Genomic DNA, 14191 nt, shown 5'->3' on the forward strand with positions numbered 1-14191 from the left:
CGCGCCGAGGCGGAGGAGCTGATGGATGCCGAGGATCTCGATCCCGCCATCTACGCCGCCGTGGTGCGCGACCTGGCGAGGGTGAACGTCGTGACGCTCGCCGCGCGGCCGACGCTGCGCTTCCTCGCGCGCACGGCCCGGCCGGGACGACGCTATCGCGTTCTCGACGTGGGGTTCGGCGATGGCGACATGCTGCGGCACATCGCCCGCTGGGGCGCACGACGCGGCATTGCCCTTGATCTCACCGGCGTCGATCTCAACCCGCGCAGCGAGGCGGCGGCGCGGGCCCATACGCCGGCCGAGCTGCCGATCACCTGGATCACGGGCGACTATGCCGATCTGGCGGGGCAAAAGTGGGATTTCGTCATTTCCAGCCTCGTCGCGCATCACATGACACACGATCAGCTCGTCGCCTTCCTTGGCTTCATGGAAAGCGAGGCGCGCGTCGGCTGGATCGTCAACGACCTGCATCGCCACCGGCTGTCGCACCTCGGCTATCCATTGCTGGCGCGTGCGTTCGGCTGGCATCCGATCGTCCGGCACGACGGCCGCCTGTCGATCGCGCGCAGCTATCGTCCGGGGGAATGGGCGCCGATCCTGGCCGAGGCGGGCGTCACCCAGGCGCGGGTCGCGCGCCATTTCCCGTTCCGGCTGTGCGTCGAACGCCAGCGCTGATCGTCGGCGGTGGGCCCGCAGGCGCCGCCGCCGCGATCGTGCTGGCGCGGGCCGGTGCGCCGCACCTCCTGGTGGAGCGCAGCCGCGAGACGGGCGACGCCTTGTGCGGCGGGTTTCTCAGCTGGCGAACGCTGGCCGAGCTGCAACGACTGGGTGTGGATGAGGCGGCGCTGGGCCCGGCGCGAGTGACCCGCGTGCGGGTGCTGACCGCGACCCGCGTGGCGGAGGCGCGCCTGCCGCGTCCCGCCCTTGGCGTCTCGCGTTATCGGCTCGACACGGTGATGCTGGACCGCGCGCGCGCGCTGGGCGCAGCGGTGGAGCGCGGCGTGGCGGTACGCAGCATCGCAGGCGGCGTCCGCACCGACGATGGCGCGACGATCGGGCATGACGCGCTGTTCCTGGCCAGCGGCAAGCATGACGTTCGCGGCCTGCCGCGCCCGGCGGCTGCAAGCGGCGACGATCCCGCGCTGGGGCTGCGCCTGCGCCTTGCCGCCTCACCCGCGCTCGACCGGCTGGTCGGCGACGCGGTCGAGCTGCACCTCTTCGATCGCGGCTATGCCGGCGCGGTGCGGCAGGAGGACGGCAGCGTGAACCTGTGCCTCGCAGTCCGGCGGTCGCGGCTGCGCATGGCGGGCGATCCGGCCGCGCTGCTTCGCGCGATCGGCGACGAGCTTCCTGCGCTCGGCGACCGGCTGGGGCACCTCGACAGCCCCATCATCGATGCGGTAGCCAACGTTCCTTATGGCTGGCGGACGCCAGCGGGGCCGGCGGGGCTGTTCCGACTGGGCGATCAGGCCGGCGTGATCCCGTCACTTGCCGGCGAAGGGCTGGCCATCGCGATCACCAGCGGCAGCGACGCCGCACGGGCCTATGTGCGCGGGGGTGCGGCGGCGGCGCCGAACTGGCAGGCGAGCTTCCGCACGGCGTTGCGCCGGCCGATCGGCCTCGCCGCGATCATCAGGGGCGTGGCAGAGCGCCCTGCGCTGGCGACGCCGATGGTGGCGGCGGTGTCACGCGCGCCCGCGCTGCTGCGGCTGATGGCGCTGGCGACGCGCACCCGGGTAGCGCGCCGCGATTGAACGGCAGAGGCGCGGCCGGTTGCGCGGCGCTCAATGCACCGCGTGGCTCAGCCCGGTCGGCGACAGCGCCATCAGGCTGGCGGCAAGCTCCGCCGCGCGGAACGGCTTGGTCAGGCGCGGCAGGCTGGCGTCGATCCCCTCCTCCTCGGCATAGCCCGACACGATCAGCACCGGCAGCCCGGGACGAAGCGTCGTCAAGGCATGGGCCAGCTGCGCGCCGCTCATCCCCGGCATCAAGTGATCGGTGACGACCACATCGGGTTCGAGCCCGCCGTTGACCAAGGTCAGCGCCCCTTCGGCGGAGCGCGCCTCCACCACCTTGTAGCCAAGGTCGACCAGCATGTCGGCGGTGCTCATCCGCACCAGATCCTCATCGTCCACGACCAGCACGGTGCCGAGCGCGGTGCCTTGGGTCGGTAGGTGAAGCGTTGGGGCGCTGAGATCCGCCTCGCTGGCGCTCATGGGCAACCACAGGGTGATCGTAGTGCCCTGGCCCGGCGTGCTGTCGATCGTCAGTTCGCCGCCCAGCTGCGCGGCAAGGCCGTGCACCATCGAGAGGCCCAACCCGGTCCCCTTGCCCACCCCCTTCGTCGAGAAGAAGGGCTCGATCGCGCGCTTCACCGTCTCCGCATCCATGCCGGTGCCGGTGTCGATCACGCTCAGCCGAACATAGCGCCCCGTCGGCAGTCCGCCGGGGCGATCAGCGCGAACCTTGTCGGGATGCGCCGCGATCGTCAGCTGGCCGCCGCCCGGCATGGCGTCGCGGGCATTCACCGCCAGGTTGAGGAGCGCCATCTCGAGCTGGTTTGCGTCCGCCATCGCGGGGGGAAGCTCGGCGGCGAGATCGGTGCGCAGCTCCACCGTCGGCCCCAAGGTGGAGCGCATCAGCCCCATCATTCCCTCGACCACCCGGCCGACATCGACCGCGGTCACCTTCAAGGGCTGGCGCCGGGCGAAGGCGAGCAGGCGCTGCACCAGGGTCTTGGCGCGCTCGGCCGATTGCAGCGCGCCGTTGATCAGCCGCCGCTCGCGATCGCTACCGACGCCGTGGCGGACGAGCATGTCGAGCGAGCCGATGATTGGGGTGAGCAGGTTGTTGAAATCATGCGCGACACCGCCGGTCAGGCTGCCCATCGCCTCCATCTTCTGGCTCTGGCGCAATGCCTCCTGCGCAATCTCCAGCTCCGCCTCGCGTGCCTTGGTCTCGCTGAGGTCGCGGCCGACGGCGATGAAATTGACCCCGTCGGGTTCAGGCGCGACGGTCCACTCGATGTGCCTCCAACCGCCGTCGCGCGTCGCGATCCTGTTCTGGAACCGCGCCGCACTGCGCGTCCTGGCCATGTGGGCGATCGCCGCGAGGGTCGGGCCGGTATCCTCGTCATGCATGAAGGTCGCATAGCCGCGCGACAGCAGCTCATCCTCGCTCCAGCCCAGCACCTGAGTCCAGGCAGGGCTGACCGCGGACATCATCCCCTGATAGTCAGCCCGAGCCAGCATGTCCTGCGACAGGTTCCACAGCCGGTTACTCTCGGCGGAGCGCAGCGCAACCTGCGCCTCGAGCGTCTCGTTCAGCTCGCGCAGGGCGAGTTCGGCGCGGGCCCGCTCAATGGCGCTTTTGACGCGCTCGCCCACCTCCTGCACCAGGCTTTCCTCCGCCGGGGTCCAGGCGCGCGGCGTCGCGCTCTGTACCGCCAGCAGGCCGACCCATTGCTCGCCCTCGAACAGCACCACGTCGATGAAGGCACCCACCTGCCGATCGGTCAGCCCGGCACGAGCGCCATCGCTGAGCCGATCGTCGTCGGGCACGTCACGCACCACCACGGGGGTGCCGATCTGATAGGCGTTGAGGAGGTCGTCGCCAAACGACACGAGCGAATGACGCCCGACGATCGTCGCTACGCCATGATGATAATCATCGGTCACGGTCATCATGCCGTGGTCGATCTCGGCATAGAATACGCGGCTCGCCCCCAGCCATTCACCCAGTCGCACCGAGGCTGCGCGGGTGATCTCCGCCGGCGTGCGAAGCGTGCGCAATTCGTCCGACATGGACAGGAGGAACTGGCTGCGCCGCTCCGCCGCCACCCGCTCGGTCGTCTCGGCGAGGATGCAGATCACCCCGGCGGGCCGGCCGCTTTCATCGGGCACCGGCGAGTAATCGAGGTCCATCCAGACCTTTTCGGGCCGGCCGTTGCGATTGAGCGTCAGTTCCTGGTCGCGATAATGGAGGGTGCGCCCGGCCAAGCACACCCGCATGACATTGTCGTTGAAATCGGCGACCTCCGGCCAGCCCTCGCGCACGTTGGAGCCGAGCAGGTCGGGGTGCCTGCCACCGGCGAACACCGAATAAGCGTCATTGTAGAGCATGACGCCCTCTTCGCCCCACAGCATCACGATCGGCACGGGGGAGCGCAGCAGGAGGGCGGTGGCGCTGCGCAGGCTGTGCGGCCAGCCGTCGAGTGGGCCAAGCGGGGTTTGCGACCAGTCCTTTGCGGCAACCAGATCGGCGCACGACCTCTCCACAACCCTGGCACGTCCATTGCCGTGGCGAAGACCCTGCGGCGAAAAATCCAACATCGTCAGAGCAAGATCCTGCATGCCGGGGATAAATACGGTCGGCGTTCGAAAGATTTAACGCGACCTAACCTAAATTGCTCCGCACGGGAATCCGCCGATCGCCCAATCCTGCGATACGATGCATGAAGATGGGACAAGCCGTGCGGAGAGCCGAGCGTTCAGCCGCCCCGCCCCCTTCGGCTTTGCAGCGGGGGCCTTGCATCCCCATGTTGCCATCATGGACGACGACGTGAACCGCCTGGGCCTGATCGATGATGAGGACATCGTGCTGGACGAAGCCGCGCTCGCGCTCGCCCGGCTGGACCAGCCGGAGGTTGATCTCGACCCCTATGATCGCGTCCTCGACGCGATCACCGCGGGGCTGGAGCGGATCGGCGAGGATCGCGAGGACGCCGCCGAACAGGCCGCGGCGTTGCAGACGGTGCTGGGCGACGAGTTTGGCTTCATCGGCGACGACCAGACCTATGACGATCCGGCCAATGCCGATCTGATCCGGGTGATCGATCGCCGCCGCGGCCTGCCGATCAGCCTGTCTATCCTCTATGTCGCGGCAGCGCGCCGGCTGGGCTGGCGTGCGGAGATCCTCGATTTTCCGGGCCACGTACTGGTGCTGGTCGGGGCCGATGTGGCGCCGGTCATCATCGATCCGTTCATCGGCGGGGCGCGCGTCGATGCGGAGCGGCTGGCGGCATTGGCCACCGCCTTCGCCAGCGACAATGGCCCGGTGACACATGTCAGCGCTATGCCCAATCGCGCGATCCTGATCCGCCTGCTGCAGAACCAGGCGAGCCGCGCCGAACAGGCCGGCCAGGGCCGCCGCGCACTGACCCTCTATGAACGGATGACGCTGGTCGCGCCCGAATATGCCCATGCCTGGTGGCAGCGCGCGCGGCTGGAGCTGGTCGACGGCGACATCGCCAAGGCGCGCGCGAGCCTTGGCACGATCCTGGAAATCACCCGCGACGCCGAATTGCGCCAGCGAGTCACCGACACGCTGAACGCGCTCGCCGCCGCCTGATCAGCCTGCCGCCCCCACCCGCTTCCAGGTCAGCCGGGTGACATAGGTCTGGCCGGATTTCGAGACTTCCGGCTCGGTCACCAGCTCGATCCGGTCCTCGCCCAGCGGCACGATCAGCCGCACGAAGCTGGTACCAACCCGCGTCGGCTGAGAGGCGAACAATATGTCGTGCGTGACCCGGTCGCCATCGCGCCGCCAGGTGCCGGCATAGGAGAAGAACTGGGTGAAGCTGTCGGCCTTCGGGTCGCCCGCCGCTGCCCAGGCGGGGTCCATCAGGAATGCCGACATGCGGCCGTCGGCGGTGTATTGCAATTGGCCAGCCGGCGGATCGCCGAACGTCCGGCGCTCCTCGCTGCCGCGCTGGCTGACGCAGGACAGCAACGTCCAGGTGCCGAGAAGATCGATCATGAGGTCCTTGTGCATTCGAGAGCAGGCGCGGGCAGCCGCCAGTGATCGGCCGCTGCCCGCGCGATAGCGACAGCGTCAGGCCGCGACGGCTTCCTTGCGCTTCTTGCGCACGATCGTCTGGGCGTTGGTATATTCCAGCAGGCCCTCAACGCCGCCTTCGACGCCGACGCCCGATTGCTTCATGCCGCCGAACGCCGCCATCGGCGACAGGTGCTGCGTCTCGTTGACCCACACCGTGCCGCTGGCGATGCGCTGCGCGATCTCGAACGCCTTGTCCTCGTCATTGCCCCAGACGGAGCCGCCGAGCCCGTAATCGGTCGCATTGGCGCGCGCGACCACATCGTCCACGTCGTCGAACTTGAGGAGCGGCAGCACCGGGCCGAACTGCTCCTCCTGCACGATCCGCGCGTCCTCGGGCGGATTGTCGAGGATCGTCACCGGCACGAAATAGCCCGGCACATCGGCCTTCTCGCCGCCCACCAGGAACTTGTAGCCCTTGTCCTTGGCGTCCTGGATCAGCTCCAGCACGCGGGCATATTGCTGCTTGTTGTTGATCGGCCCGATCTGCGTCCCCTGTTCGGATCCGTCGCCCACCTTCACCGTCTTGGCATAGGCGACCAGTGCGTCGCGCAGCTGATCGTAGATGTCCTTGTGGACGTACATCCGCTTGGTCGCGATGCAGATCTGGCCGTTGTTGCGGAATGCCGCCCAGAACAATTCCTCCGCGACCTTCTCCACGTCCACGTCGGGCATCACGATCGCCGCGTCGTTGCCGCCCAGCTCCAGCGTCACGCGCTTCAGCGTCGGCGCGGCTGACTGCATCACGCGCTTGCCGGTCGCGGTCGATCCGGTGAAGCTGATCTTGTCGAAGCCGGGATGGCTGGTCATCCACGGGCCCAGATCGTCGCCGCCGGTCACGATGTTCAGCACGCCCGGCGGCAGCAGCTCCGCCGCCAGCTCGCCGAATTTCAGCGTCGACAGCGGGGTGAAGGGCGATGGCTTCAGCACCATCGTATTGCCCGCCAGCAGCGCCGGGCCGACCTTGAACATCGCCAGGATCATCGGGAAATTCCACGGCGCGATCGCGCCCACCACGCCCAGCGGCACGTGGCGCGTCTCGCTGTAGCGATCGTCCGAATCCTCGTTGACGGTAACCGGCAGGTCGAGCTGCGAGGCAGCCATCAGCCAATATCCCGCGCCCATCACCTCGCCCTGCGATTCCGCGTGCGGCTTGCCCTGCTCCTTGGTGAGGAGGCGCATCAGCGGATCGGCATTGGCCATGATCGCCTGGCCCAGCGCCGCGAGCTTCGCCTTGCGCTCGGCGATCGGCGTCGCGGCCCAGCCGGGGTATGCCTTGCGCGCCGCGTCGATCGCCTTGTCGAGATCCTCGCGCGTGGCGTCGGGCACGCTGGCGATCACTTCCTCATTGGCGGGATTGACCACGTCGAGCGTTGCGGAGCCGGTCACCAGCTCGCCGCCGATCAGCATGCGATAGTCACTGTCGAAGTTCATCGCGTCTCTCTCCTGATTCTGTTTGCGCCTCCCATAACAGAAGTTACGGGTGTCGCACCATCATCTGTGCGGGGGAGGATCGTGACGTTGCATTCCGAAGGTCATCAGGAGGTCGCCGCTAGCGCGCACCCGGGCAGCGCCACGCCAGCCTCCTTTCTTCAGGTGGAAAATACCCCCAATCCGCTCAGCTACCGGCTCGCGATCACCGACCAGATCTGCGTCGGGCCGCCCGGCAACGTCTTCATGTTCGGCGGCGTCGGGCTGGGCGCGGCGACGATCGCGGCGGAGCGCGCGACCGGGCGGCGGGTGATCTGGTCCAGCGCGCAATTCATTTCCTACGCGCGGATCGGAGATACGCTGGATCTCCGGGTCGAGATGCTGTCCGCCGGGCGCAACATCAGCCAGGTGCGCGTGACCGGCACCGATGCGGGGAAGCCGATCATCAGCGTCAATGCGGCGCTGGGCGATCGCGAGAACATGCCTGCGCATCAATGGATCCCGGCTCCCGACATGCCCCCGCCCGAGGAATGTTCGCCGCAGCATATGTGGCCGGCGCAGGACGCGGCATTGATGAGCCGGCTCGACGTGCGAGTCGCGCCCGGCCGGTACGGCGCGGTGCCGCGCGATGGCACGCCCTCCCCTGACGGGCGCATGGTGCTGTGGATGCGCCCGCGCGACGGATCATCGATCGACGCCAGCCTGCTCGCCATCTTTGCCGATTTCGTTCCCTCCGGCCTCGCCGTTGCGTTCGGCCGGCGCGGCGGTGGCAACAGCCTCGACAACACGATGCGCGTGGCCACGCTGGTCCCGACCGACTGGGTGCTTTGCGACGTGCGGATCAGCGCGGCGGCGCGCGGCTTCGGCCATGGCGCGATCCACATGTTCGCCCAGGACGGAACGATGATCGCCAGCGGCAGCCAGTCGGCGATCCTTCGCTTCATGGATGGACCGTGAGATCTGGTTAAGTGCCTGTTTACCCTCATTCGCGCGGAACGATCAGCGATCCGGCGGGCTTTCCCATCATTGCATCAGCTGACGCACATGGAGGGATGATGAGCACGACCATTGTATCCGCGATCTTCGACAGCCGCCACGAGGCGGAGCGCGCCGTGTCCGACCTGCGCCACAGCGGTGTCAGCGACGACGCGATCTCGCTGCTCGCCCGCCATGACGAGGAGGGCCACGAGACCGGCCACGATGGTGGCACGCAGGAGTTCGTCGGCAAGGTGGCCGCTGGCGCCGGCATCGGCACGCTGCTGGGTATTGCGGCGCTCGCTATCCCGGGCGTTGGTCCGCTGGTCGGCGCCGGGGCGATCGCGGCATCGGCCGTGCCCGGTGCAGCGATCACCGGCGCGGCGCTGGGCGGTGCGGCGGGCGGCCTGGAAAAGGTGATGACCGACCATGGCGTCAGCCGTGAGGATGCCGCTTATTATGGCGACCGCATCCACCAGGGCGGCGTGTTCGTCTCGGTCGACACCAACGCGGCTCGGATCGATCCGGCAACCGCCGCCGACATCCTTTCCCGCGCCGGCGGGCACAGCGCGACGCGGCCGCGCACCGCCGCCGTCTGAACTCGTCGCGGGCGGGGGTGCGTTCACCGCCCTTGCCCGCAACGGTCCCTCAGGCAAAACCGACCACAGCATGCGGCACATAGGCCGCCTCGAGCTCGGCGATTTCCGCATCGCTCAGCACGATATCGAGCGCAGCGATCGCATCTTCCAGATGTGCCGCCTTTGACGCGCCGACGATCGGCGCCGACACCTCAGGCTTCGCCAGCACCCAGGCCAGCGCGATCTGCGCGCGCGGTACGCCGCGCCCGGCGGCGACGCTGGCCACCGCCTCCACCACTTTGCGATCCGCCTCGGCGGTGCGCCGGTACAATGTCTGTCCGAACTTGTCGGTCTCCGACCGCGGCGTGCTTTCATCCCAGTCGCGGGTCAGGCGCCCGCGCGCCAGCGGGCTCCACGGGATGACGCCGATACCCTCGGCTGCGCAGAGCGGCAGCATCTCGCGCTCTTCCTCGCGATAGAGCAGGTTCAAGTAATTCTGCATGCTGACGAAACGCGTCCAGCCGTTCGCCTCGGCGACGTGGAGCATCGTCGCGAAATGCCACGCATACATGGACGAGGCACCGATGTAGCGCGCCTTTCCGGCCTTCACCACGTCGTGCAGCGCCTCCAGCGTTTCCTCAATCGGCGTGTCATGGTCGAACCGGTGAATCTGGTAGAGGTCGACATAATCGGTACCGAGCCGCGTCAGGCTGGCGTCGATTTCATGCATGATCGCCTTGCGGCTGAGGCCGGCGCCGTTTGGGCCTGGCCGCATCCGAGCGTGGACCTTGGTAGCGATCACCACATCCTCGCGCCGGCTGAACTCGCGCACGGCGCGGCCAACGATCTCCTCCGAACTGCCGTCGGAATAGACGTTGGCGGTGTCAAAGAAGGTAATCCCCGCCTCGAATGCCTGGCGCAGCAAAGGCCGGCTGCGATGCTCGTCGAGCGTCCATTCATGGTTGCCGCGCGCCGGATCGCCATAGGTCATGCATCCCAGGCACAGCCGGGATATTTCAAGACCCGTCGTGCCAAGCCTTACATACTCCATCGCGTCTCTCCTTTGTCGCCGTGCTTTATCGCTGCGTGACCGCCACCGCACGTCCGATAGCGAAAAGAACGCGTGCACATGAACATTTGCCGCGACCGGCTATTCCGGCAGCGACGGACAAACGCAGCAGTTGAATGATCGATAAGGTTGCTGACCGTTTGTTCAACACATCATAGGTTATTTGGCGGTTTTACCGTAGCTTAATTCCTTTGTCGCAGATCAGGGTCGTCGATTCCGTTGCTGGGCGAATCGATCGGGGGGAGCATTCGAGGGTGCAACATGTGTCGGCTCAGGTGATGCGTGCTGGTTCAGCGCCGCTGACCGGGCCGGGCGCGCATCCGCTTGCCGAGACCGCGATGGAGAGCGCCCGGCCGGGCAGCGTGCCGGGGGCGAGCCGCGCCGGGCTGGAAATCGTTCTCAGCCGGGCGCGTGTCGGCATCCTCCATCGCGATCTCGAACGGCGCGTGCTGCTGGTCAATGATGCCTTCTGCGCGATCGTGGGCCGCTCTTCGGACGAGCTGGCCGGGCTTCCGTTCGAGGCGTTCACTCACCCCGACGACCGGGAAAGGTCGAGCCGTCTGTATTTGGAGCAGCTCGCCAGGGCAGAGCCGTTCGAGATTGAGAAGCGCTACATCCGCCCCGACGGGTCGGCGACCTGGTGTGCCGTCCACGTGTCGTTCGTGCTGGATGCCGCGGGTCGCCCGCAATCGACCATCACCGTCGCATCCGACATCGGCGCCCGTTACGAGGCGCAGCAGGGCCTGCGCGAGAGCGAGGAACATTACCGCCACACCGTGGAGCTCGCCCCGCAGATCGCCTGGTCGGCCGATGCCAACGGGGCGGTGGTCGAGATCAGCCCGCGCTGGTCGGAGATCACCGGCGTCGATCCCTATGATGCAACACGCGATTCCTGGCTCGACGCGATCCATCCCGATGATGTCGAGCGCACGCAGCGCGCGTGGCGGCGCGCGGTCGACACAGGCGAGCCGATCGACCTGACCTATCGCCTGTTGTGCCAGGGATCGCCGCGTTGGTTTCGCGCCCGCGCCGCGCCGCGCACCGATGCCGCCGGGGAGGTGATGCGCTGGTACGGTACGCTGGAGGACATTCACGAACAGCGGATCACCGAGCAGGCGCTGCGCGACAGCGAGGAGCGGTTCCGCCTCGCCGCGCAAGCGGCCGGGCTGGGTATCTGGGATTATGACGCGGTGAACCAGCGCCGCGAATGGTCCGCCGAGTTCAAGGAGATGCTGGGCCTGTCGCCGCATACCGTGCCCTCGCTCGATACCGCCATGTCGGTGGTGGTGCCCGAGGACCGTAATCTGTTGCAGGCGCTGGCGACGGCGGCCTGGTCGGGGGACAGCAGCGCGCAGTTCGACGTGACCTTGCGCATCCGCCGCCCCAGCGACCTTGAGGAACGGTGGATGCAGACCAGCGGCTGGCGCATCCGCGCGTCGACCGGGCGGCTGGAGCGGATCCTCGTCACCATCCGCGACGTGACCGACGAGCGTACCGCGAAGGAACGGATCCGCTGGACCGCCACGCACGACGCATTGACCGGTATTCCCAACCGCAGCCATTTCACCGGAGAACTTGAGGCGGCACTGGCGGGAACGCCGCCCGGCAGCCAATTGGCGTTGGTCCTGCTCGACCTCGATCATCTGAAGGAGATGAACGACACGATCGGCCATGACGCGGGCGACATGCTGCTGCGAACCTTCGCGCGGCGGCTGCAGCAGGCGTTCGGGCCGCGCGCGGCGATCGGCCGGCTGGGTGGCGATGAATTTGCCGTGCTGTTGAGCGGCGTGCCCGGCGAGCGCGTCCAGGCGCATGTGTCGCGCGCATTGCTGCGGCTGCGCCAGCCGTTCGAGTTCGACGGCTACACCTGCGACACGCAGGCGACCGCGGGCGCTGCGCTGTTCCCCGCGCACGGCACCACCGCCGACGAATTGCTGAAAGCGGCCGATATCGCGCTCTACGTCGGCAAGGCGCAGCGCCGCGGTGAGATATCCTTGTTCGAGCCAGCCATGCGCGCCGATGCACAGCGCCGCACCTCAATGCTGAACGTGGCGCGCGTCGCGGTGCGCGATGCGCTGATCGTCCCTTATTACCAGCCCAAGATCTGCCTCTCGACAGGTCGGATCGTGGGGCTGGAGGCGCTGCTGCGCTGGCGCGACGACCTGCTGGGCGTGCAGGGGCCCGACACCATTGCCGCCGCATTCGAGGATCTGGGGCTGGCGATCGCGATGAGCGACCGGATGCTGGGGTGCATCGCGGATGACATGCGCCGCTGGATCGACCGCGGGGTGCCGCCTGTGCCCGTCGCCGTCAATCTGTCACCCGCCGAGTTCCGCCACGACGGGCTGGTCGATCGCATCACCCGCCCCTTCCGCCAGCGCGGCGTGCCGTTCGACCGGATCGAGCTTGAGATTACCGAGACCGTGCTGCTGGGCCGCGACACCGACCGGCTCGCGGCGACGCTCGCCACCTTCCACGATCATGGCTTCCGCATCGCGCTCGACGATTTCGGTACCGGCTATGCGTCGCTGACCCATCTTAAGACCTTTCCGGTCGACGTGATCAAGATCGACAAGACGTTCGTGTCGAACCTGAGCGCCGAGTCGCACGACGCCGCGATCGTCGATGCGATCATCACGCTCGCCAAGCGGCTCGACATGGCGGTCGTTGCTGAGGGCGTCGAGCAGGACGAGCAGGCGGAATATCTCGCCCGGCGCGGCTGCAATTATGCGCAAGGCTATCTGTACAGCGAGGCGGTGCCGGCGGAGGCCGCGGAGGCGCTGCTGCGTGCTGGCGCACCTGCTGGAGACCGGTGTACGCCGCGCGCCTGACGCGCAAAGCTGGCCTCACCCATTCCCGGAAAACGACGCCCCCGTTCTTGACACGGGGCCGCGCAACACGGATCACGTCCTCAATTAAGCGATAAGACTTAATTGGCGGGCGGGCCGATGCGGCGCGTCCGGGAGAGGGTGGCAGGATCGTTCGCCTGGGATTCCGATGCCCATGCCGGACCGTCGGGTCGCCGTTCGGTTCGAAAGGCTGGTCATGGCTCGGTTGAAGTTCGGCGCATTTCTCGCACCCCATCATCCCATCGGCGAGCATCCGATGCTGCAGATGCGCGAGGACATTCGCCTCGCCAAGCATCTCGATGAACTCGGCTATGATGAATTCTGGGTCGGCGAACATCACTCGACCGGCTGGGAAGTGATCGCCTCGCCCGAGCTGTTCCTCGCCGCCGTTGGCGAGCACACCCAGCGCATTCGCCTCGGCACCGGCGTCGTCTCGCTGCCCTATCACCACCCGTTCAACGTCGCGCAGCGCATCGTCCAGCTCGATCACATGACGCGCGGGCGCGTGATCTTCGGCACCGGCCCCGGCGCGCTCCCGTCCGACGCATACATGCTCGGCATCGATCCGATGACTCAGCGCGATCGGCAGGACGAGGCGATCGGCGTCATCCGCCGGCTGTTCGCGGGCGAGCGCGTCACCCATGAAAGCGACTGGTTCACGCTCAAGGACGCGCGGCTTCAGCTGTTCCCGCTGCAGGAGGACATGCCCTTCGTCGTCGCCTCGTCGATCAGCCCGTCGGGCATGACGCTGGCGGGGAAGTACGGCATCGGCGCGCTCTCGATCGGCTCCAATTCCGACGCGGGGCTCGCCGCGCTGCCGACGCAATGGGGCTTTGCCGAACAGGCCGCCGCCAAGTCCGGCAAGACGGTCAGCCGCGACGACTGGCGCGTGCTGATGAGCTGGCACATCGCAGAAACGCGCGAGGAGGCCCGCGCCCAGGCCGGCGCCGGCCTGATGAAATGGCACAATGAATATACCGTCGGCACGCTGATGCGCCCGGGCGCGAAGCCCTTCGCCTCGCCCGACGAGGCGGTGGACCTGACGGCCTTCGTCGACGGCGCTGCCGCGGTGATCGGCACGCCCGACGATCTCGTCGCCGCGATCCGCAAGCTTCACGCCTCAGCCGGAGGCTTCGGCACCGTGCTCGGCTTCGTCCACGACTGGGCGAACCGCGAGAATACCGCGAAAAGCTGGGATCTCGTCGCACGCTACGTCATCCCCGAGATTCACGGCCTGCTCGAAGGCTATCGCACCTCGCGCCAATATGTCGTCGACCACCGCGACGCGTTCGAGCGCGCCGGTCAGGCCGTCCTGTCCAAGATCATGTCGCACGAAGGCGCCGCCGCCGCGCTCAAGGCGGGGCAGCAGGGCGGGGTGGCGATGCGATCGCCCAACGCGCCCGACCTCAACAAGGCCGCTGCGGCGATGAAGGAATAAGCACCGGCGACAAGCC

General features: G+C 67.7%; 11 protein-coding genes. 7 read left to right on the forward strand and 4 right to left on the reverse strand.

Annotation, left to right across the window (positions count from 1 at the left end; all coding sequences use genetic code 11):
• Positions 1-21 precede the first annotated feature (21 nt).
• Together CA236_RS10930 and CA236_RS10935 are read left to right on the forward strand one after the other, a co-directional pair.
• Positions 22-675: a methyltransferase domain-containing protein gene (locus CA236_RS10930; protein ID WP_125945707.1), complete on the forward strand. Its 654-nt coding sequence runs from the start codon at positions 22-24 to the stop codon at positions 673-675.
• On the forward strand, positions 654-1754 hold the full coding sequence (locus CA236_RS10935) for an FAD-dependent monooxygenase (protein WP_125945612.1): 1101 nt from the start codon (positions 654-656) through the stop codon (positions 1752-1754). The genes CA236_RS10930 and CA236_RS10935 overlap by 22 nt, the downstream gene beginning before the upstream one ends.
• Before the next feature lie 30 nt (positions 1755-1784).
• Here CA236_RS10935 and CA236_RS10940 read toward each other — a convergent pair whose 3' ends face one another.
• On the reverse strand, positions 1785-4331 hold the full coding sequence (locus tag CA236_RS10940) for a PAS domain S-box protein (protein ID WP_125945613.1): 2547 nt from the start codon (positions 4329-4331) through the stop codon (positions 1785-1787).
• Positions 4332-4548: 217 nt separating this feature from the next.
• On the opposite strand from CA236_RS10940, the gene CA236_RS10945 reads away from it, so the two are divergent.
• Positions 4549-5349 carry a transglutaminase-like domain-containing protein gene (locus CA236_RS10945; RefSeq protein WP_046408242.1) on the forward strand — a complete coding sequence of 267 codons (801 nt, stop codon included), beginning with the start codon at positions 4549-4551 and terminating at the stop codon, positions 5347-5349.
• Here the strand turns inward: CA236_RS10945 and CA236_RS10950 are convergent, their stop codons facing one another.
• Entirely contained in the window at positions 5350-5757 is a 408-nt protein-coding gene (locus CA236_RS10950) for a lipocalin-like domain-containing protein (protein ID WP_164518914.1), read from the reverse strand.
• Positions 5758-5832: 75 nt separating this feature from the next.
• A complete protein-coding gene (locus CA236_RS10955; RefSeq protein WP_125945615.1) occupies positions 5833-7269 on the reverse strand; it encodes an aldehyde dehydrogenase family protein in 1437 nt (478 codons plus the stop codon).
• Positions 7270-7350: 81 nt separating this feature from the next.
• Between CA236_RS10955 and CA236_RS10960 the strand changes: the two genes are divergently transcribed.
• Positions 7351-8223, forward strand: a complete 873-nt coding sequence (locus CA236_RS10960) for an acyl-CoA thioesterase domain-containing protein (protein ID WP_206430551.1) — start codon at positions 7351-7353, stop codon at positions 8221-8223.
• Between the two features lie 98 nt (positions 8224-8321).
• Positions 8322-8840 carry a hypothetical protein gene (locus tag CA236_RS10965; RefSeq protein WP_206430552.1) on the forward strand — a complete coding sequence of 173 codons (519 nt, stop codon included), beginning with the start codon at positions 8322-8324 and terminating at the stop codon, positions 8838-8840.
• A gap of 49 nt (positions 8841-8889) precedes the next feature.
• Here CA236_RS10965 and CA236_RS10970 read toward each other — a convergent pair whose 3' ends face one another.
• Complete coding sequence (locus CA236_RS10970; protein ID WP_125945616.1) at positions 8890-9870, reverse strand: aldo/keto reductase; 981 nt, start codon at positions 9868-9870, stop codon at positions 8890-8892.
• Positions 9871-10166: 296 nt separating this feature from the next.
• On the opposite strand from CA236_RS10970, the gene CA236_RS10975 reads away from it, so the two are divergent.
• Positions 10167-12719 (forward strand): EAL domain-containing protein, encoded by a 2553-nt coding sequence (locus CA236_RS10975; RefSeq protein WP_125945617.1) that lies wholly within the window; start codon positions 10167-10169, stop codon positions 12717-12719.
• Between the two features lie 214 nt (positions 12720-12933).
• Entirely contained in the window at positions 12934-14175 is a 1242-nt protein-coding gene (locus tag CA236_RS10980) for an LLM class flavin-dependent oxidoreductase (RefSeq protein ID WP_125945618.1), read from the forward strand.
• Positions 14176-14191: the final 16 nt, after the last annotated feature.

It is taken from the genome of Sphingomonas sp. ABOLG (assembly GCF_003950435.1).
GTDB lineage: Bacteria > Pseudomonadota > Alphaproteobacteria > Sphingomonadales > Sphingomonadaceae > Sphingomonas > Sphingomonas panaciterrae.

What these genes read in the sequence shown, in the direction of transcription:
- CA236_RS10930 (WP_125945707.1), top strand. Translation starts at nt 22, where the DNA reads ATGGATGCCGAGGATCTCGATCCCGCCATCTACGCCGCCGTGGTGCGC.
- CA236_RS10940 (WP_125945613.1), bottom strand. Translation starts at nt 4,331, where the DNA reads ATGTTGGATTTTTCGCCGCAGGGTCTTCGCCACGGCAATGGACGTGCC.
- CA236_RS10945 (WP_046408242.1), top strand. Translation starts at nt 4,549, where the DNA reads ATGGACGACGACGTGAACCGCCTGGGCCTGATCGATGATGAGGACATC.
- CA236_RS10950 (WP_164518914.1), bottom strand. Translation starts at nt 5,757, where the DNA reads ATGATCGATCTTCTCGGCACCTGGACGTTGCTGTCCTGCGTCAGCCAG.
- CA236_RS10955 (WP_125945615.1), bottom strand. Translation starts at nt 7,269, where the DNA reads ATGAACTTCGACAGTGACTATCGCATGCTGATCGGCGGCGAGCTGGTG.
- CA236_RS10965 (WP_206430552.1), top strand. Translation starts at nt 8,322, where the DNA reads ATGAGCACGACCATTGTATCCGCGATCTTCGACAGCCGCCACGAGGCG.
- CA236_RS10970 (WP_125945616.1), bottom strand. Translation starts at nt 9,870, where the DNA reads ATGGAGTATGTAAGGCTTGGCACGACGGGTCTTGAAATATCCCGGCTG.
- CA236_RS10975 (WP_125945617.1), top strand. Translation starts at nt 10,167, where the DNA reads ATGCGTGCTGGTTCAGCGCCGCTGACCGGGCCGGGCGCGCATCCGCTT.
- CA236_RS10980 (WP_125945618.1), top strand. Translation starts at nt 12,934, where the DNA reads ATGGCTCGGTTGAAGTTCGGCGCATTTCTCGCACCCCATCATCCCATC.